Raw genomic sequence first — 18,873 nt, 5'->3', positions numbered from 1 at the left:
GCGGCACGTCCGTCGCCGTCCGCGAGCGCTCGGGCGAGGACGCCGTCACGGTGAACGTCGCACTCGTCCGCGACGTCGTCGAGCACGAGCTCGCCAGTGTCCGCGACGTCGTCGGCTCCCGCGTCGACACCTACCTGGTGCGCAAGCAGCGTGCCGCTCGCATCCGCGTCGCGGTCCGCCGCGGCGGGGACGCCGTCTCCGTGCTCGACGCCGTCGACCGCGCCGTCGCGGTCCTCGACCGCACGCTCGGCCGCGAGGTGCCCGTCCTTGTCCACCTGACCGGTGGGACCCGTTCGGCGCTCGCGAAGTCGACCCGCGTCCACTGACACCCGTCAGCCGGACGCGACCCCGGGCCTCCCGGCCCACCGAAGACCCACGCAACACCCACCACCGGGCGAACGCCCGACCGATGAAAGGACCCGCCATGGGACTCGACGACAAGATCAAGAACGCTGCCCAGGACCTCGCCGGCAAGGCGAAGGAGGCAGTGGGGAACGCCACGAACGACGACTCCAAGGTCGCCGAGGGCCAGAAGGACCAGGCCTCCGCGAGCGTCAAGAAGACCGGCGAGGACGTCAAGGACGTCTTCAAGAACTAGGACGCTCGATGCGTGTCGGGGCACTCGCGACGTCGAGTGCCCCGATGCGTTCCGCGGACCCGAACGAGGAGGAACCATGCAGCACGACCCCCATGCGCACACGCAGGTCACCGAGGTGGCCCTGCCCGCAGAACTGACGGAGCCGCTGCCCGACGACGCGACCCCCGCGATGCTCATCGCGCGAACCGCGGCGGAGACGGCGCTCGGCGTGCCCGGCGTGCACCACCTCGGCGGGACCGTGTCCCGAGCCGCCGACGAACTGCGGAAGCGGCTCGGCCGCTCGGCCGGGACCGCCGGTGTGCAGGTCGACGACGAGGACGGCACCTTCGCGGTGCAGGTCTCCGTGATCGTGACCTACCCGCGGAACGTCCGCGAGGTCGCCGACGAGGTGAAACGACAGGTCGCTGCAGCAGCCGGCCAGGTCGCATCCGTGCCGACGACCGTGGACGTCCGCGTGCTCGACGTGCACGGACCGTTCGACGACGAGCCCTCGCCCGTCGAGCGAGCGGCCACTGCTGTCGGCGATGCCGTGCAGGACGCCGCGACGGCGACGAGCGAGACCACGAAGCGTGTGGCGACGGCGACCGTCGACGCCACGAAGCAGGCGGCCGAGGCGACGGCAGAGGCGACGAAGCGTGCTGCGGACGCCACGGCCGACGTCACGAAGCAGGCCGCCGAGGTCACCGCCGACGCCACCAAGCGTGCGGCCGACGCAACGGTCGACACCGCCAAGCGTGCTGCCTCGGCCACCGCCGAGGCGACCAAGCAGGCTGCCGACGCGACCGCCGACGCCACCAAGCGTGCGGCCGACGTCACTGCGGACGCCGCAGAACAGGCCGTGGACGCGACGACCGCCACCGCCGGCCGTGTGCACGAAGCCGCGTCCGATGCGCTCGACCGTGCGTCCGAGGGCGCACGGGACGCCGCTGACACCGCGCGCGACGCCGCCGGCCGTGCACGTACGGCCGTCGCAGCTGACGAGGACACTGCGACCCCCGTCGTGTCCTCCGAGACCGCTGCCGACGCCGCCGTGCGTGCCGCCGACTCCGCCGAGGACGCCGCGCAGGACGCCGCCGACGCCGCAGCCGACGCGAGCGAGGCAGCGCGGGCAGCAGCCCGCGACGGCGACCAGCCGGCCGCCCCGACCACGGACCGACCGTGACCACCGCCTGGTCCGGCGGTCGTCGGCCCCGCACCCGACGACCCCGGCCGCGCGGCGTCTGGATCGCCGGAGCGGTCGGTGTGGTCCTGGTCGCCGGGGTCCTGCTCGGGGCGTTCCTGCCCCTGGTCGGGTTCCTCGGCGGCATCACCGCCACGACCGCGGGTCTCGTGCCGTTCCCGTTCGTGCGGGTCACGGTCGTCGCGGTCCTCGGGCTGGTCGTCGTGCTGGCGCTCCTCGCGACGGCGCTCACCCGTCGGCACACCACGACGGCGGCGATCTCGGTCGTGCTCGCCGTCCTGGTGAGCATCGCCGTCACGATCGTCCCCGTGGTGCTGGTGGCCGTCGGGTCCGCCGACCGCGCCGGCGACGTGTGGCCCATCATCACCGAGCTCTGGCAACGCTTCACCGGCTGATCCGCCGGCACCCGCACCATCGACCAAGGAGTCCCACCATGCGCAACCGCATCATCGTCATCGCCCTGATCGTCCTCGTCGGGTTCTGGTTCGGCTCCCGCGCCAACCGTCCGGTGATCAAGACGTCCAAGGGCGAGACCGTCCGCAAGGCCTGGAACGACCCGCACGCCCGCAAGGCCCGCAAGAAGCTGGGCAAGAAGATCGCCAAGGCCGCGAAGCGGCACGGCTGACACCTCCCGCATCACCATCGGATCACGACACGGACGAATCGTGTCGTGATCCGTGTCATGTTCGGCCTCTTCACGACATTGTCGTAGTGAAGGGAGCACCGTGGACAACACCGCAGATGACGACGCCGGCCTCGCACGGCGCCTCGCCTCGGGGGACAGAGCAGCACTCGCGACCGCGTTCGACCGGTTCGCGCCCACGCTCACCCGGTACGCGTGGGCGATCGCGGGCAGCAAGCAGGACGTCGAGGAACTGGTCCAGGACACGTTCCTGACGCTCTGGCAACGCGCCGACGGCCTCCAGCTCCCCACCGGCACGCTCCTGCCGTGGCTGTTGGTCGTGTGCCGCAACCACGCGAAGAACCTCGGTCGCCGCAACGCGAAGCACGCCGGCGACGAACTGCCCTTCGACCTCGCCGCCCCCGCCGACACCACCGATGCTTCCGAACAACTCCGGTGGGTCCGAAGCGAGATCGCCGCGCTGCCGGAGACCGATCGCCGCATCTGCGAGCTGTGCCTGCTGCAGGGGTACTCCTACGCCGAGGCCGCACAGCTGCTCGGACTCAGTGTCGGAGCGGTCACCCAGCGGGTCTCGCGGTCCCGCCGACGACTCAGGAAGGCGGTGACGCACGATGAACACTGAACCTCCCGAGGGAGACGACCTGCAGCGCATGCTCGTCTCGATGAAGCAGAACGTCCTCGAGCGGGCCACCCCTCGCCCGAAGCGCCACGGCCGTCGTGTCGGCATCGCGATCGGCGTCGTCGGGGTGCTCCTGCTCGGAGCCGCCGGCGGTGGGGTCGCACTCGGCCTCATCCCGACGTCGATCACCGCGGAGCCCACTCCGACCGCGTCACCGTCCACGGAACCGACGCCGACCGAGACGCCGTCGGGCGCCCCGGTCGTCGGACAGCCGACGCCGACGTCGACACCATCGGCGACGCCCACCTCCACACGGGCGCCCTACTCGCTGTCGGACCCGGACACGTGGACGATCTCCGGCAGCGAGGTGGGGCCGATCGCGCTCGGCGGGGAGTACACCGCCGAGACGGACGACCTGGACGGCGTGTACACGGCGAGCGACGGCTGCCTCAACCCGAACGTCGTGTTCTGGTACCCCGACGACCGCAACAACCCGGCACTGACCGTCGTGAAGGGCGACGACGGCACGATCGCGAGCGTCATGGTCGGGAGGAACTCCGACGAGGTGGCGGGACCGACGACGGCTGCGGGACTCGGGACCGGCAGCACCCTCACCGAGTTGCGAGCGGCGTACCCGGACCTGCACTACACGGAGCCGGGCAACGACGCCGCCCAGCCGTCGGACTCGCCCTACGGCGGCTGGACGACCACCGTCAACGGGGTGTTCGTGAGCTTCCGGTTCCCACCCGTGGGCTCGGGCGAGCGGGCGAACTCGGTCTGGGTCAGCACCGTCGACCAGTCGCCACCGCCGGAGTTCTGCGGCTGACGCCGCGTCCGGACAGGAGGCCCGGATCACCTGCGCCGATCGGCGCACGTGATCCGGGCCTCCCGTCCGCTACCCTCGCGACGTGAAGCGTCTCTCCCCCGGCCAGCGCTGGGTCATCGGTCTCGGCGCGTTCGCGCTCGTCTGTCTCGTCGTCGGCATCATCGCGATCGCCGTCGGCGCCGGTTGGGGGATCCTCCTCGTCGTCGCCGGGCTGCTCCACCTCGGCCTCACCGGAGTCACCGGAGCACTCGTGTGGACGTCGACCCCGACGATCGGTCCGAAGCCGATCCGACGCTCCGCAGCGTGGCCCGGCACCACGCACCGGGTGTTCTCGTACGGCACGCTGCGGCAGCCGCTCGTGCAGGAGTCGCTGTTCGGCGAACACGTCCCCACCACCCCGGACACGCTGCCCGGCTGGCGACTCGACTGGGTGACGATCACCGACCCCGAGGTCATCCGGGCGAGTGGCTCGGACCGCCACCCGATCCTCCGCCGGGGCGCAGCGGGCGACGTCGTCGACGGCGTGGCCCTGACCCTGGGCCACGAGTGGCACCTGCGTGCCGTCGACGCCTACGAGGTGTCGGACTACCAGCGCATCCGGGTCGAGCTCACCTCGGGTCGGTCGGCCTGGGTCTACGTGGCGGCCGACGAGGTCTGAGCCGCTGCCAAGCGCGCGAGGCCCTCGTCGATCGACACCGACGGGGCCCACTGCAGGTCGGCACGGGTGCGGCGCTGGTCGAACCAGTGCGCCGTGGAGAGCTGCTCGGCGAGGAACCGCGTCATCGGCGGCTCGTCCTGCCCCGGACGCACCCGCCACACGGCCTCGACCAGCGACCCCGCGGCCCGTGCGACCGCTGCCGGCACGTGCCACCGCGGTACCGCGACCCCCGAGGCCGCGCAGATCCCGGCGAGCAGGTCCGCGACCGGCCGGGGCTCGCCGTTCGTGACGACGTAGGCGTTGCCGTGCACCCCGTCGTCGGCAGCGTGCTCGAGCGCCGCGACCATGGCCGACGCGGCGTTGTCCACGTACAGGGTGTCGATCAGGGCGGCACCGGAGTCGAGCAACGGCAGTCGCCCGGCCCGTGCCCGCTCGACGATGCGGCCGATCAACTGCGTGTCCCCCGGGCCCCACACCAGGTGCGGCCGGACGGCGACGACGGCGAACCCCGGAGCGTCGGCGTCGAGCGCGAGCAGTTCGGCCGCGGCCTTCGTGCGGGCGTAGTCGCCGCGCGCGTGCTGCGGTTCGGCGACGCCCGCTCCGGCCCCGACGAGCGACGATCCGGTGTGCGCGACCGACGGCGACGACACGAACACGAAGCGCCGGGCACCGGCACGACGTGCGGCGTCGACGAGCGTTCGAGTGCCCTCGACGTTCACGCGGACGAAGTCGGCCGGATCACCGGCCAGGGAGACCTTCGCGGCGAGGTGCACGACGGCGTCGACACCGTCGACCGCGCGTGCCACGGCTGCGGCGTCGGTCATCGATCCGGCGACGTCCTGCACGCCGGCGACCCCGGACGGCCGTCGCTGGAACGTGCGGACCTCGTGTCCGGCGTCCCGCACGGCTGCGGCCGTCGCCTGTCCGAGGAACCCGCTCGCCCCGGTGACCAGGACCCTCACGGGCGGACCATCCGTCCACCCGACAGCACCGCGGTCGCCCAGCGGGACAGCCGGGCGCGGTCGACCTTCGAGTTGTGCCGGATGTCGGTCGGCAGCACGGGAACGGTCAGCACCGCTGCGAGCGGGACCCCGGCCGCGGCCCGGACCGATGCGGCCAACGCCGGCGGAGCCAGGGCGGGCCGTCGGGCACGTCGCCCGCCGGTGGTCTCGACGACGGCCACGACCTGCTGCGTCCCGCGCGGGCCGATCCCCGCCAAGCCGGCACGGCCGACCCCGGGAACGCCCTCGATGCGCTGCTCCGGTCCGACTGGAGTGACGACACCGTCGGGGGTGGTGAGCACGTGCTGCATCCGCCCCTCGACCCAGAGGCGCCCGGAGGCGTCCAGGTGTCCGACGTCACCGGTGCGGTGCCCACGCGGGTCCTCGACGCCGAGCCGCGCGACGCGGTTCGTCCGCCAGAGCCGGTCGTAGTGGTCGCGCACGTGCGGTGCCACGACGACGATCTCGCCGGTGACGCCCGCCGCGTCGGTCAGCGCACCGGACGCAGCACCCGCGGTGTCGAGCGGCGCGATCCGCACCCGCACGTTCGCCGCCGGGAGTCCGACGCAGATGCCCTCGTCGTCCGAGGCCGCTGCCGAACGGACGCCGTCCAGGTCGACGTCGGTCATCAGCAGCCCCTCGGTCATGCCGTAGGGGGTGTGCGCACTCGCGTTCGGCATCAGCTCGGTCGCCGCGGTCAGCAACGCGGCCGACACCGGGGCGCCCGCCGACAGGAACAACCGGACGCGCGCGAGCGCCGCGCGGTCGGAGTCGGTCAACTCCGACGCCGTCGCCACGACGTTCGCCAACGCCGCCGGCGACAGGAAGACCACGGTCGCGTCCGCGGCGGCCACCGAGGCCGCGACGGCGCGCGCCGTCAGGGTGCGGGGCGCGGTGACGTCCATGTCCGGCGCCACCGACCGGGCCCCGAGGGCCGGTCCGAGCAGCGCGAAGGGTGCGAAGCCCGCGACGAGGCCGGTGCCGACACCGATGTCGTACTGGGCCGCCAGGACGTCGCGGACGGCACCGAGCTGTCCGTGCGTGTAGACGACGCCCTTCGCCGGTCCGGTCGAACCGGACGTGAACAGGATCGCGGCGGGAGCGTCGGACGCCGGCACCGTGGGCAGCACGGAACCGTGCGCGAGCCGACGGGCTCCCCGCCGGGCGACGTCGACGAGCGAGTGCTCGACGCGCAGCGCACGCCGTGCGGGTGCGGGCAGCGGGACGGTCGCGATGCGCCGACCCGGCCAGCCGAGTGCACGAGCGGCTCCGAGGCCGGGCAGCGCGCCGATGATCCAGTCCGGCCGGGCTCCGCGGACCGCACGGGTCAGGCCGCGCAGCCCCAGTCCGGCATCCGCCACCACGACGACCGCGCCGATCCGCACGCAGGCGTACAGGACGGCCGTCAGGTCGGCTCCCGGGGTGACGAGGAGCGAGACCCGGTCACCGCTCCGGACACCGAGGTCGTCCAGCCCGGCGGCGATCTCGTCCACCCGACGGGCGAGCAGACGCCACGTGATCGTCCGGGGGCCGCCGGCCGCGGCCATCTCGACCAGGGCGGGTTCGTCGCTGTCGCGCAGGTCCTCGAGCGCGGCGCCGAGCGGGCGGCTCACGTCGGTCGACTGGTCGGCGTCGACCGGGAGGCCCTTCTCGGCTGGAGCAGGCACGTGTCCGTCCGGCAGGCGGTCGCCGATCCAGTCGAACACCGCCCCCGCCACGTCGGCGTCGTCGGGCAGCAGGTGGCCGGCACCCTCGAACCGGTGCACGTCGGCCTGCGGCAGCCGCTCGGACAGGTCGTCGAGGTAGCGCTCCAGGAACACCGGGTCGCGGGGACCCCAGAGCAGCAGCGCCGGGACGTCGAGCGCAGCGACCCCGGCGGCGATCCGGTCGAGCTCGGGCGCACTCCGGTGCCGGGCGTCGACGGGGATGTCCGCCACGAACCCGCCGATGCCACCACGACGCGCGGCACCGCGGTAGGGGGCACGGTAGCCGTCGGCCACGGCACGGTCGAGCTTCGGGTGCGCGATGCCGAGCGTCGTCTCGAGGAACGCCGGCGTCACGACGGTCGCACGGCCGAGCAGCCCCGGGCCCAGGGCGAGCCGCAGCGGCGCCGGGATCGGGGCGTCGTCGGGCTGGTGCACGGCGGTGTTGCACGTCACCACGGCAGCCAGGACGTCGGGGTGGTCGACCGCCCAGCCGAGCGACACGACTCCGCCCCAGTCGTGGCCGAGGGTGACGACCGGGCCGGTCAGCCCGAGTTCGTCGGTCAGGGCGCCGAGGTCCGCGACGCGCTGCGGCAGCCCCCGTTCCACCCCGGTGCGCTCCGAGAAGCCCATGTCGAGCTGGTCGACGGCGACCACGCGCCAGGCCGGGCCACCGGCCTGGGCGACCTCGAGCGAGGTGCGGAGCACCGACCGCCACAGGTACGACCACGTCGGGTTGCCGTGCACGCACAGGATGGTGCCGACCGGTTCCACGCCGAGCGCCGCCAGGGACCCGGCCGTGTCGAGGAGGTGCCAGGTGCGCGCGGCGCGATCCGTGCCTCCCGAACGGTTCTCGGACCATTCCGGCACCGTGACCAGGCGCGACCAGGCCGGGTCGAGTCCGGGCAGGGAGGGCGGCTGCGTCGCCGGAGCCGTGCTCGCGGCGACGCGGGGCAGCCGGGACCTCACCAGTGGAGTTCCATCATCGCCGTGTTGATGCCGGAACCGACGCCACCCAGGAACACGCGGTCACCGCGGCGGATGCCGCCGGACTCGACCTCGTCGGCCAGGGTGATCGGGATCGACGCCGGGCCGACGTTGCCGAAGCGCTGGTAGGTGGTGGGGACCTTGTCGCGCGGGATGCCGATGGCCTCGACGAACGCGTTGGTGTGCACGTCGGAGACCTGGTGCAGGACGTAGCGGTCCATGTCGGCCCAGTCGAAGTGGGCGCGGGCCTCGGTCCAGGCCGCGACGACGAGCTCCATGCCGCCCTTGAGCAGCATCTTGGCGTCCGTGAACATGCCGTCCACGCTGCCGACGCACAGGTCGTACCACTGGGTCGCCGCGCGGGTGACGCCGCCGACGATCCGGTGTCCCTCGGGGTGCAGGTCCGCCGGGCCCAGCACGGCGGCCGCGGCACCGGACCCGAGGGTCAGGCTCGCGAACTCGCTCATGAAGTCCTTGCGGTTCCGACCGCCCTGGTTCAGGCGGTCGATGGTGTTGAGCTGCACCTGGTCGGCGTCCTCACCGTCGACGACGAGCGCGTACTTGATCTGACCGGAGTCGATCATGCCCGCGGCGACGCTCATGGCGTTGACGAACCCCAGGCAGGCGTTCGCGATGTCGAAGTTGATCGCGGACGACGGCAGACCGAGCCCGTGGTGCAGGCGCACGGCGACCGACGGCTCGAGGTGCGGACGGGTCACCGAGGTGTTGATCAGCAGGCCGATCTCGTCCGGGCGCACCCCGGCCTCGGCCATGGCACGACGGCCGGCGTCGATGGCGGCGTCCTGGAAGGTCTGGCCCTCGCCCCAGTTGCGGCGCTCGATCACACCGGCGACCCGCTCGAGCAGTCCCATCGGCAGACGGAGGCGGCGGAGCACGCCACGCAGCCGCGCTTCGATGTCCGCAGAGGTCGTCACGCGTTCGGCGGTCGTCGTCGCCACGGACAGCAGCGAGACGTTGTGGTGCTTCGCCGTGGCGTTGCCGGGCTGCTCGGGTTCACTGCTCGGCGCCCGGTCACTGCTCGCTGCCCGGTCGACCGGCCGTTCCGTCATGATCGTCACCGACACATACTTCCTCATTTCACCTGTGTGTGCAGTCCGGCTCGGCTGGACGCGCGGTGTCAGGCGTCCTTCGGGAGCTTCCGGATCTTGCTGCGACGGCGTCGACGGTCGGGCACCATCGAGCGCATCTCCTCGAGCTTGCCGAAGCAGAGCAGCCGGTCACTGGCCTGCAGCTCGACGCCACTGCGCGGGTTCGGGATGACGGTCGCGCCCCGGTGCAGGGTCAGCACCGTGATGTCCCGGTCCCACAGCCCGGACTCCTTGATCGTCTTCCCGACCAGGTCGGCGTTGGTGTGCACGAGCAGCTCGGCGACGCCGTAGCCCGTCGAGACACTGAGCCGCTGGCGCACGTCGATCTCGGGGAAGGCCACCTGGTTGCCGATGAAGTCGATGATCGCGCCGGCGACGTCCAGGCCCGTCGCACGCTCGATCCCCTCGAGCCCCGGTGACGAGTTGACCTCCATCACGAGCGGACCGTCGTTGCCCTCGAGCATGTCGACACCGGCGACCTTGAGCCCCATGATCTGCGCCGACCGAACAGCGACCGCCTCGTACTCGGGCGACAGCGTGACCTTCTCGACGGTGCCGCCACGGTGCACGTTGGACCGGAACTCGTCCCCCGACGCCGTCCTGCGCATCGCGGCCACCACCCGGTCGCCGACGACGAGGGCGCGGATGTCACGGCCACGGCTCTCCGAGATGAACGACTGGATCAGGACGTTCTGCTTCGTCGAGTGCAGGGTCTCGACGATCGACTCGGCGACCTTCTCCTCCGGTGCCAGGATCACGCCGATCCCCTGCGTGCCCTCGAGCAGCTTGATCACGACCGGGGCCCCGCCGACCCGTTCGATCGCGCCGCGGACGTCGGCCCGGCTGTTCACGAACGTCGTCGCGGGCATGCCGATGTGGTGGCGGGACAGGATCTGGTTCGCCCGGAGCTTGTCGCGGGAGTTCGTGATGCCGGTCGCGGTGTTCGGCGTGTACACGTCCATCTGCTCGAACTGCCGCACCACCGCGGTGCCGTAGTAGGTGATCGAGTTGCCGATCCGGGGCAGCACCGCGTCGTAGTCGGACAGGAGCCTGCCGCGGTACAGCAGGTCCGGGTCCTCGCCGGACAGGTCGATCGCGAAGCGCAGCGTGTTCAGCACCTTGACGTCGTGGCCGCGGTCGAGCGCCGCAGCACGGAGGCGCTGGGTCGAGTACGCCTGCGGGGCGCGGGACAGGATGGCGAGTTTCATCGAGGGGTTCTCCGCGGGGTGGGATCGACGGCGACGGTCCATCCAAGCACGCCCGCGCCGCGATGCCGCCGACCGCCTCGGAGAGCGAGCGCGTTGTACTTTCTTGACGCATGTGCGGTACGTTGGATTGACTGATCGGACGGTACGCAATGACGAAGAACCAGCACGGTCTCCGGGCGACCCGGAGCAACCGGACCCCTCGGCTCGCAGGGTCCGGACGATCGACGTCGCGGCGAGCCGCGTCGTCCGAGTGGCGTGTCCGATCGCGGAGACCGTCCTCGACCGAGCCGGTCACGGCGCCGACCGCCACCTCCACCGGTCCGGCCGACGACCTCCGGGATCGCCTCGTGGCCGCACTCCTGCGGCACGTCGACCTGATCGACCTCGCCGAGGTCGAGCGCGTGAACGGATCGATGGACGCCGTCGCCGAGCGGATGCTCGCCAGCATCCCCGGCGCCGATGTACTCGACGACCGCGTCGGACCGTTCTACGACACCGCCGGCCTGCGGAACTGGTTCCGGATGAGCCGCCAGACCCTCGACGCGCAAGCCAAGGTCGGCGACGTGCTCTGCGTGATGTCAGCCGATGGCTTCCGGCTCTACCCGTCGTTCCAGTTCGATGCACGGGGCATCCTGCTGCCACGGTTGCGCGACGTCCTGGCTGGCCTGGACCCCGAGCGGGTCGACCCCTGGGGCGATGCCGTGTGGTTGAACGCGCCGGCGGACGAACTCGACGGGCTCACGCCGGCCCAGGCGCTCCGGACGGACCGCGCGGACGAAGCGGTCCGTCTCGCCGCGCTCGCCGGAGCGTTCCGACTCGGATGACCACCGCCGCACGCACCGACGTCGTCCAGGCCGCACCACCGGCCGGTCTCGACCTGACCGGCTTCCCCGACGGGGGCAGACTCCCCGCCGAGGCGTTCCGCGCGCACCTCGCCGAGTTCGCGCCCTGGTACTTCGCCAGCCACCCCCACGGTCGCTTCAACCTCCGGGACCCGAACGGCACGTGCTGCTTCGCAGCCGCAGCTTCGACCGCTGTCCGAGAGTTCTTCGGCCCGAAGGTCCGCCGCAACGAAGTGAGCGCTGCCGACGCTGCCGTCCTCCGCGTCTCGACGATCACGCCGCCGTCCGATGCGAGCTCCGCCCACGTCAGTGGCGCCGGCGCCGCACGCTTCGGGGTGACGAGCGAACTCACGACCATGGGCGACTACGCCGTCACCCAGGCATGGGCCGAGCTGTTCAAGGACCGGGTCGATGCGCTCCGCTACGACTCGCGATTCGACCCGGGGGGCGAGGCGTGGGCACTGTTCGGAACCGCGGGGCCGGCACCGTCGCTCGGCGGCGCGACCGCGGTCATCGACGGAGCACGTGCGGCCGAGGCAGCCGGCGTCACGGTGCTGCCCGGGCCGCCGCGGAAGAGCGCCGTCCGGATGGTGCCGAACCCGCCCGCCTGACCGGCACGGTCGCGCATGGGACAGGATGGGCACATGGCCCGTGCTCCGAAGTCCCCCGACGGTGGGCTCGTCGTCGCCGGCTGGCGCGAGTGGGCCGGCCTGCCGGACCTCGGGCTGCCGTGGATCAAGGTCAAGCTCGACACCGGTGCGCGCAGCTCGGCACTGCACGCGTTCGACCTCGAAGAACTCCCCGGCAACCGGGTCCGGTTCTCGGTGCACCCGTGGCAGGACACCGATGCCGACGCCGTCACGATCGAGTGCGACGTGCACGATCGGCGCATCATCCGCAGCTCGACGGGGCACACTCAGGAGCGGATCGTCGTGCTCACCACGATCACCCTGGCCGGGCGCGCCGTCGTGTCCGAGGTCACCCTGAGCAACCGCGACCAGATGGGGTTCCGGATGCTCGTCGGGCGCGAGGCCCTGCGGCAGGGCTTCCTCGTCGATCCTGCGAGGTCCTTCATGGCTGGTCGGGCGCCGAAGGAGATCCGGCGCCGCAACCGCGGGCGCGGCTGAGCGCTGCTCGCCACACGGCACGGGCCGTGGGCGCGACCGGTCGGCGGCCTGGAGGCGCGGTGCGGGGCCGCCACGGGCCTCCCGTCCGCCTCGGCGACCGCCCAGGGCGCGGGCTGGGTCAGCGGCCGAGGTGGCGGCCGAGGAAGGCGAGTTGCTGCGGTGCCAGGCGGCGCCAGTAGCCGTGCGTGTGGGCGCCGGGCTCGAAGCCCCCGGCGGGTGGCGTCGCGAAACCGTCGACGTAGGCGTGGGCCGCCCGAGCGAACCCGTCACCGTTGCCGCAGTCGACACGGACCGCGATCCCGTCGAGCGCGCGCTGCCGACCGAGGACCGTGTTCGCACGGAAGTCGGCCGCGTCGTCGAAGGCTCCTCGGGCGGTGTCCGCTGCTGACGTCCAGAGCGCCGGACTGATGGCCGACACGGCGCGGACGCGGGACGCACCGAGCACCCCGCCGAGCCGGAGTGCGCCGAACCCGCCCATCGAGTACCCGGTCAGCGCGAGCCGGTCGGTGTCGAACCCGCGCCGCGCGATCCGGGGCAGGAACTCGTCGACGACCATCGCCGCGGGGTCGTCCCCGTCGGAACGGTGGTGCCAGTAGCGGTTGCCGCCGTCGATCGAGGCGATCGCGAACGGAGCGCCGCCGCCCTTGATGTGCGCCGCGAGGAACCGGTCCCAGCCGAGCGCCCGCCCGAAGAACGCCGAGTGGTCGTCGCCGTAGCCGTGCAACGCGACGGCCACCGGCAGCGGGTTGTCCGACGCCGGGGCGGCGATGGTCCAGCCGACCGTGCGCCCCTTCCTGGAAGCCGACACGAAGGTGCCGGAGACCGAGGGGACCGGGTCGACGTCGGGGATCGTGCCGTCGGCACCGTTGAGCCCGAGCACGCGGTACATCGTCGACCGACCCGGCAGCAGGTCGAGGTTCACCGCCTCGGCCGCTGCACCCGCGGCGACGATGCCGACTCCCCCGATCAGCAGCGCCCGACGGGTGATCGTCGACGCGCGCGAACGGGTCATCCGAGGGGCACCGTTCCGTCAGAGGTCACGCGCTTCATCACGAGGGTCGAGGAGAGTCGCTGCACACCGGGCAAGATACCCAGCGTGGCGTCGGAGAACCCGGGGCGCTGACAAGCGGTCAGGCTGCTGCGACGAGCGCGGCGGCGACCGTGCGCGCCGTCGCCGTGCCGACCGACGGATCGCGCAGACGCATCGCGAGGTACCCGGAGACGACGAGCAGCAGCTGGTCGGCCAGGGCGCCGGCGCGCTCACCGACGACGGGTGCGGCACGTTCGGTCAGCCGGGTCCGGAGCGCACCGGTCTCGCGGTCGAGCACCTCGTGCACCTCGGCGGGGGCGTCCGCGTACTCGGCAGCGGTCCCGAGGAACGCGCACCAGCGCGAGCCGGCGGCGGTCGACCGGTAGTCGTCGAGCGCGTCGAACACCGCGAGCAGGCGCCCACGATCGTCGGGAGCAGCCTCGACCGCGCGGTCCCACGTGGCGAGCCAGTCGTCGTGCCGGCGGTCGAGGGCCGCGGCGACCAGGGCTTCCTTGCTCGCGTAGCCGCGGTAGAGCGTGGCGCTCGAGATCCCGGCGCGGTCGAGCACGGCGTCGATCGGGGTGGCGGCGATGCCGCGCGTGAAGAAGAGCTCCTCGGCCGCGTCGAGCAGCCGCTGCTCGGTTCCTGGACGCATCGCCATGCAAGCACCCTAGGCTCTCAAAAGTGAAACGATCGTTTTCGTTACGACAGTGGGTCCTCCTCGGCAGCGGGCTGGCCCTGATCGCCGCGACGTACGGGCTGGTACGCCTGGCGTTCGGCCTCTTCCTGCCCGACGTCCAACGCGACCTCGGCCTGCGCCCGGACGCCGCCGGTTGGGTCTCCTCGGGGGCCTCGGCGATGTACTGCGTCGGCGCGGTGGTCGGGTTCCTGGTCGCCGCACGCGTTCCCCGGGTGCTCGTCGCCGCAGCCGCCGCGGTCGCCGGGGTCGGTGCGCTCACGATGGCAGCGGCGCCGGGGCCGTGGTCCTTCGGGATCGCCGCCGTGGTCGCCTCCACCGGGGCCGGGCTCGCCTCCCCGGCCCTCGTGCAGCTCGTGTCACGCGCGGTGCCCGGTTCCGCGCAGGGAACGGCGCAGGCGGTCGTCAACTCGGGGACCGGTCCGGGGCTGGTCGCCGCCGGGGCGCTCGCACTCGTGCTCCTGCCGGACTGGCGGACGGCCTGGGCGTGGTCCGGGGTCTTCGCACTCGTCGTCGGCGTCTTGCTGTCGGCGGTGTCCCGTGGGAGCGGGTCCGGTGGCGACCGGCCAGCCGCACCGGGGACGGCGTGGTTCGCAGCGCACCGACGGGTCATCGCGCTCGCGTTGCTCTTCGGCGCCGGGTCGGCGGTCGTGTGGACGTACGGCCGCTCCGCGCTGGTCGATGCCGGCGCGCCCGTCGTGGTGTCGGTGTCGGCGTGGATCGCGCTCGGGGTCGGCGGTGCTGCGGTCGCCGTGACGGCACGGTGGACGAGCGGGCTCCGCGCACGGACGCTCTGGGCGCTGACCGCGGGCGCCGTGGCGGTGGCGGTCGTCGCACTCGGTACCGCGCCGCAGTCCACGGCGCTGGCGATGCTGGCGTGTGCGGTGTTCGGTTGGGGCTACACGGCCGCGACCGGCGCGTTGATCGCCTGGACGACCGAACTCGACGCTGCGCAGTCGTCGGCGGGGACGTCGATGCTCTTCGTCGCGCTCGTGCTCGGCCAGGCCGTGGGAGCGGCGGCATCGGGCGCACTCGTCGGCACGGCGGGCTACGCGGTGACGTTCGTGATCGGGGCGGTCGTCACGGCGGCGAGCGCCGTGCCCGCCGTGGTCGGGAAGCGGAGCGGGCCGGAGAGCGGTACCCGCGTCACAGCAGCGGACGCAGCTCGATCTTCCGGTTGCACGCCTGCGACGCCTCGTGCGCAACACGGAGCGCCGTCTCGGCATCCGGCAGCTCCATGACCCAGAAGCCCGCGACGAACTCGGAGCTGTCGACCACCAGTCCGGGCGTGGTGTCCGAACCGCCGCCACGGGCGTCGACGACGGTGCCGTCGGCGGGGGCGGACACCCCGGCGGCGAACACGACGGCGTCGCCCAGGCGTTCGTTCAGGGCATCGACCGCAGTGGCCTCGGCCTGACTGGCGGACTCCGCCCGACCGGCGGCGACGGCCTGCCCGTCGTCGATGACGTTGACGAGGAACTGCATGGTGACTCCCCTGCTCGTTGGCCGGAGGCTACTCCCCGACCGCCCGGTTCCGTGACGCTCCGTGACGAGCGACGCGACCGCGAACCCCGGGACGTGCCTACGCTCCCTCCGACGACGACCCGACCGCCCACGACCACGGAGTACCCGATGCCACACGACACCATCGCTCGTCGAGTCGACGAGTTCAACGACGGCTTCACCGCGCAGATCGGCCCCGAGCTCAGCGCCGTGTTCGATCGGGAACAGGCCGACCTGCGTGCCGACGGCGTCCCCGACGGTGTCCTCACCGTCGGCGACGATGTCCCGGACGCTCCGCTGCTGGACGCGACGGGCGCCGCCACGTCACTGGGCGCCGCGCGTGGTGACAGGCCGACCGTGATCGTGTTCTACCGCGGCGCCTGGTGCCCGTACTGCAACCTCACGCTCCGCACCTACCAGCAGGAGTTGCTCCCCGCGCTGCAGGGACGCGGGGCACGCCTCGTCGCCGTCTCGCCGCAGACCCCCGAGGGCACCGAGCAGGCGATCGCGAACGGCGAGCTGGCGTTCCCGGTCCTGTCCGACCCGGAGAACGTGCTCGCCGGTCGGTTCGGCGTCGTCACGGCGCCGAGCACCGAGGCACGAGCAGCCCACACGGAGCTCGGGTTCGACGTCGCCGACAGCAACGCCGACAGAACCGCCGCGATCCCGTTCCCCTCGGTCTTCGTCATCGACGAACACGGTGTGGTCCGGTTCGTGGACGTGCACGTCGACTACACGACGCGCACCGAGGTCGCGACGGTCCTCGAGGCCCTTGACGGCCTGGACGAGGGCGGCACCCGCTAGCGTTCTCTGCATGGGGACGACGACGGAGTGGTCGCGGCTGCCCGTGGGGCGCCGCGAGCACCGGCAGGACGCCGTGCTCGCGCTCGTGCTCGCCGCGGGCCTGGCCGTCACCACGGTCCTGTACGGGTCGGCCGGGACCTACGGCGACGACCAGGCTGCCTGGTGGGTCTCCGCGCTGATGATCGTCGCGAACGCGGTCCCGATCGCGTTCCGTCGCCGGTTCCCGATGTCCGCTGCCGTGGTGTCCGCGCTGGCGTTCGCGGCCACGCAGCTGCTGCACGTGCCCGAGGTGTTCCTGGTCAACTTCACCCTGTTCATCTCGCTGTACTCGGTCGGTGCGTGGTGCGCCGACCGGGTGCGGGCCGAGGTGGTCCGGTGGGTCGTCATCGGCGGGATGTTCGCGTGGCTGTTCCTCGCGATCTCGTTCGGCTGGGCGGTACCGAACGCACTGCCCAACGACGAGGGCGCCCTCATCCCGCCGTACATCGCGTACTCGCTGCTGAACATCGTGATCAACGTCATCTACTTCGGCGCCGCCTGGTACGCGGGCAACCGGGCGTGGGCTTCGGCCGTCGCCCGGCACCAGCTCGACGAGCGCACCGCGGAGCTCGCGGCCGAACGGGAGCGCAGCGCTGCCCAGGCCGTGACGATCGAGCGGGTCCGGATCGCCCGCGAGCTGCACGACGTCGTCGCGCACCACGTGTCCCTGATGGGCGTGCAGGCCGGCGCTGCCCGACGGGTCATCGACCGTGATCCCGCGCAGGCGACGGCATCGCTCGGCGTGGTGGAGGAGAGCGCGCGCACGGCTGTCGAGGAGCTCCGACGGATGCTCGGCACCCTGCGGTCGGCGGACGAACCCGGCACGGGTGACCGCGGTGTCGGGGATGCTCCGAGCACCGTGGGCATCGCACGCATCGTCGAGCTCGCCGAGTCCGCCCGGGTCGCCGGTCACCCGACCGATTTCGTGGTCGTGGGCGACGAGCGTCCCGTGCCGCCGACGGTCGCCGCCGTCGCGTACCGGATCGTGCAGGAGGCCGTGACGAACGTCCTGAAGCACGCCGGCCCCACCGCCCGCGCGGACGTCCGGCTCCGGTACCTCGACGACGGCGTCGAGGTCGAGGTCACCGACGACGGGCACGGCGACCGTGCTGCGCGGAGCCCGTCGGGCAGCGGCCTCGGGCACATCGGCATGCGGGAGCGGGTCGCCGCCGTGGACGGACGGATCGAGATCGGGCCACGCGCCCGGGGAGGCTACCTGGTGCGGGCATGGCTGCCGACGACCTGAACGGCACGAACGACCTGAACGGCACGACTGACCTGACGATCGTGCTCGCAGACGACCAGGAGCTGGTGCGGGCCGGGTTCCGCGTGATCCTGGAGTCCGAGCCGGGGTTCCGGGTGATCGGCGAAGCCCCCGACGGCGCCCGTGCGGTCGAGGCCGTCCGGGCCCTGCGCCCCGACGTGGTCTGCCTCGACGTGCAGATGCCCGGCGTCGACGGGCTCGAGGCAGCACGGCGGATCGCAGCGTTGCCGGACCCGCCGGCGGTGCTCGTCCTGACGACGTTCGACAGCGACGACGCGCTGTTCCAGGCGCTCGAGGCGGGTGCCAGCGGCTTCCTGCTGAAGAACGCCTCCCCCGAACGGCTGATCGACGCCGTCCGGACCGTCGCCGCGGGGGACGCCCTGCTCGCGCCCGACGTCACGCGCCGGGTGATCAGCCGAGCGACGGCCGCACCGGTGGCGAGCGCGCGGACCGCGGACGGCGCGCTGGCAGCCGCCGGGCTCACCGAGCGCGAGACGGAGGTGCTCCGGCTGCTCGCCCGGGGGTTCAGCAACGCCGAGATCGCCGCCGAGCTGTACGTCGGTGACGCCACCGTGAAGACCCACGTGTCGAACGTGCTGCAGAAGCTCGCGCTGCGCGACCGTATCCAGGCCGTCGTCTGGGCGTTCGAGCACGGTGTCGCCGGCTGACCGAGGCCGACCGATCCGGCACCGGCAGGACAAGTCCGCACCGTGCCGTGCTCGCACCGTGCTCACACCACGCCCGCACCACGCCCGCACCGTGCGCCCTCGCTCACCCCGTGCAGCCTTGACCGCACCGTGCCCCGCCACGACGACGCACCGAGCAACCAGAGCCCCACCGGCCGAACAACCCAGCACCGTGCCCGCCCACCCGCCGAACAACCCAGCACCGTGCCCGCCCACCCGCCGGCCGAACAACCCAGCACCGTGCCCGCCCACCGGCCGAACAACCCAGCACCGTGCCCGCCGCCCGCCCGCCCGCCCACCCGCTCCCCCGCGCGGTGGAGCCGACCACCCACCCAAGTCCCGCCGGATG

22 protein-coding genes are annotated in these 18,873 nt (G+C 72.7%); 15 read left to right on the top strand and 7 right to left on the bottom strand.

Annotated features, from left to right (window positions below; translation table 11 throughout):
- The 8 genes from EDF40_RS19010 to EDF40_RS19420 all read left to right on the top strand — a co-directional run.
- Positions 1–326, top strand: a 326-nt coding sequence (locus EDF40_RS19010) for a hypothetical protein (protein ID WP_395863302.1), incomplete at its 5' end; no start/stop codon positions are given.
- Between the two features lie 98 nt (positions 327–424).
- Positions 425–598: a CsbD family protein gene (locus EDF40_RS00230; RefSeq protein ID WP_123341159.1), complete on the top strand. Its 174-nt coding sequence runs from the start codon at positions 425–427 to the stop codon at positions 596–598.
- Positions 599–674: 76 nt separating this feature from the next.
- A complete protein-coding gene (locus EDF40_RS00225) occupies positions 675–1,760 on the top strand; it encodes an Asp23/Gls24 family envelope stress response protein (RefSeq protein WP_123341160.1) in 1,086 nt (361 codons plus the stop codon).
- Complete coding sequence (locus EDF40_RS00220; protein ID WP_123341161.1) at positions 1,757–2,173, top strand: MFS transporter permease; 417 nt, start codon at positions 1,757–1,759, stop codon at positions 2,171–2,173. The genes EDF40_RS00225 and EDF40_RS00220 overlap by 4 nt, the downstream gene beginning before the upstream one ends.
- 38 nt (positions 2,174–2,211) lie before the next feature.
- Positions 2,212–2,403: a hypothetical protein gene (locus EDF40_RS00215; protein ID WP_123341162.1), complete on the top strand. Its 192-nt coding sequence runs from the start codon at positions 2,212–2,214 to the stop codon at positions 2,401–2,403.
- A 100-nt stretch (positions 2,404–2,503) separates the two neighbouring features.
- A complete protein-coding gene (locus EDF40_RS00210; protein ID WP_123341163.1) occupies positions 2,504–3,043 on the top strand; it encodes an RNA polymerase sigma factor in 540 nt (179 codons plus the stop codon).
- Positions 3,033–3,866 carry a hypothetical protein gene (locus EDF40_RS00205; protein ID WP_148053909.1) on the top strand — a complete coding sequence of 278 codons (834 nt, stop codon included), beginning with the start codon at positions 3,033–3,035 and terminating at the stop codon, positions 3,864–3,866. Before EDF40_RS00210 ends, EDF40_RS00205 begins: the two co-directional genes overlap by 11 nt.
- 82 nt (positions 3,867–3,948) lie before the next feature.
- A complete protein-coding gene (locus EDF40_RS19420; protein WP_260213573.1) occupies positions 3,949–4,524 on the top strand; it encodes a gamma-glutamylcyclotransferase family protein in 576 nt (191 codons plus the stop codon).
- Here EDF40_RS19420 and EDF40_RS00195 read toward each other — a convergent pair.
- From EDF40_RS00195 to rimK, 4 genes are read right to left on the bottom strand one after another with little or no spacing between them, the layout of a single operon-like run.
- A complete protein-coding gene (locus EDF40_RS00195; RefSeq protein WP_123341165.1) occupies positions 4,500–5,486 on the bottom strand; it encodes an NAD(P)-dependent oxidoreductase in 987 nt (328 codons plus the stop codon). The two genes, EDF40_RS19420 and EDF40_RS00195, sit on opposite strands and share 25 nt — an antisense overlap.
- Positions 5,483–8,197, bottom strand: coding sequence for an alpha/beta fold hydrolase (locus EDF40_RS00190; protein ID WP_260213574.1), 2,715 nt, complete (start codon positions 8,195–8,197; stop codon positions 5,483–5,485). Before EDF40_RS00190 ends, EDF40_RS00195 begins: the two co-directional genes overlap by 4 nt.
- On the bottom strand, positions 8,194–9,300 hold the full coding sequence (locus tag EDF40_RS00185; RefSeq protein WP_111084764.1) for a 3-oxoacyl-ACP synthase III: 1,107 nt from the start codon (positions 9,298–9,300) through the stop codon (positions 8,194–8,196). The genes EDF40_RS00190 and EDF40_RS00185 overlap by 4 nt, the downstream gene beginning before the upstream one ends.
- 53 nt (positions 9,301–9,353) lie before the next feature.
- On the bottom strand, positions 9,354–10,532 hold the full coding sequence (gene rimK, locus EDF40_RS00180) for a 30S ribosomal protein S6--L-glutamate ligase (RefSeq protein WP_111084765.1): 1,179 nt from the start codon (positions 10,530–10,532) through the stop codon (positions 9,354–9,356).
- A 347-nt stretch (positions 10,533–10,879) separates the two neighbouring features.
- Here rimK and EDF40_RS00175 point away from each other — a divergent pair, with 347 nt between their 5' ends.
- From EDF40_RS00175 to EDF40_RS00165, 3 genes are read left to right on the top strand one after another with little or no spacing between them, the layout of a single operon-like run.
- Positions 10,880–11,356 carry a hypothetical protein gene (locus tag EDF40_RS00175; protein WP_148053910.1) on the top strand — a complete coding sequence of 159 codons (477 nt, stop codon included), beginning with the start codon at positions 10,880–10,882 and terminating at the stop codon, positions 11,354–11,356.
- Complete coding sequence (locus EDF40_RS00170; RefSeq protein WP_123341167.1) at positions 11,353–11,985, top strand: RES family NAD+ phosphorylase; 633 nt, start codon at positions 11,353–11,355, stop codon at positions 11,983–11,985. The genes EDF40_RS00175 and EDF40_RS00170 overlap by 4 nt, the downstream gene beginning before the upstream one ends.
- Positions 11,986–12,018: 33 nt before the next feature.
- The gene (locus EDF40_RS00165; RefSeq protein ID WP_123341168.1) at positions 12,019–12,501 is read left to right on the top strand and encodes a RimK/LysX family protein; all 483 of its coding nucleotides are present in this window, start codon (positions 12,019–12,021) and stop codon (positions 12,499–12,501) included.
- Between the two features lie 118 nt (positions 12,502–12,619).
- Here EDF40_RS00165 and EDF40_RS00160 read toward each other — a convergent pair whose 3' ends face one another.
- The gene (locus EDF40_RS00160) at positions 12,620–13,513 is read right to left on the bottom strand and encodes an alpha/beta hydrolase family protein (RefSeq protein ID WP_221180500.1); all 894 of its coding nucleotides are present in this window, start codon (positions 13,511–13,513) and stop codon (positions 12,620–12,622) included.
- Positions 13,514–13,631: 118 nt separating this feature from the next.
- Positions 13,632–14,192, bottom strand: a complete 561-nt coding sequence (locus tag EDF40_RS00155) for a TetR/AcrR family transcriptional regulator (protein ID WP_123341169.1) — start codon at positions 14,190–14,192, stop codon at positions 13,632–13,634.
- 23 nt (positions 14,193–14,215) lie between these two features.
- Here EDF40_RS00155 and EDF40_RS00150 point away from each other — a divergent pair, with 23 nt between their 5' ends.
- Positions 14,216–15,469 carry an MFS transporter gene (locus EDF40_RS00150; protein ID WP_185002570.1) on the top strand — a complete coding sequence of 418 codons (1,254 nt, stop codon included), beginning with the start codon at positions 14,216–14,218 and terminating at the stop codon, positions 15,467–15,469.
- On the opposite strand, the gene EDF40_RS00145 is transcribed toward EDF40_RS00150, so the two are convergent.
- On the bottom strand, positions 15,375–15,713 hold the full coding sequence (locus EDF40_RS00145; RefSeq protein WP_123341171.1) for a YciI family protein: 339 nt from the start codon (positions 15,711–15,713) through the stop codon (positions 15,375–15,377). The genes EDF40_RS00150 and EDF40_RS00145 overlap by 95 nt on opposite strands.
- Positions 15,714–15,860: 147 nt before the next feature.
- Here EDF40_RS00145 and EDF40_RS00140 point away from each other — a divergent pair, with 147 nt between their 5' ends.
- Genes EDF40_RS00140 through EDF40_RS00130 form a run of 3 tightly spaced genes read left to right on the top strand, consistent with a single transcriptional unit; the run spans position 15,861 to position 18,506 of the window.
- Complete coding sequence (locus EDF40_RS00140) at positions 15,861–16,535, top strand: peroxiredoxin-like family protein (protein ID WP_123341172.1); 675 nt, start codon at positions 15,861–15,863, stop codon at positions 16,533–16,535.
- A gap of 10 nt (positions 16,536–16,545) precedes the next feature.
- Positions 16,546–17,820: a sensor histidine kinase gene (locus EDF40_RS00135; protein ID WP_260213580.1), complete on the top strand. Its 1,275-nt coding sequence runs from the start codon at positions 16,546–16,548 to the stop codon at positions 17,818–17,820.
- Positions 17,802–18,506 carry a response regulator transcription factor gene (locus EDF40_RS00130; RefSeq protein WP_123341173.1) on the top strand — a complete coding sequence of 235 codons (705 nt, stop codon included), beginning with the start codon at positions 17,802–17,804 and terminating at the stop codon, positions 18,504–18,506. The genes EDF40_RS00135 and EDF40_RS00130 overlap by 19 nt, the downstream gene beginning before the upstream one ends.
- Positions 18,507–18,873 lie beyond the last annotated feature (367 nt).

The sequence above is a fragment of the Curtobacterium sp. PhB170 genome, assembly GCF_003752345.1.
Lineage (GTDB): Bacteria > Actinomycetota > Actinomycetes > Actinomycetales > Microbacteriaceae > Curtobacterium.
This window is presented reverse-complemented; position numbering and strand designations above follow the sequence as displayed.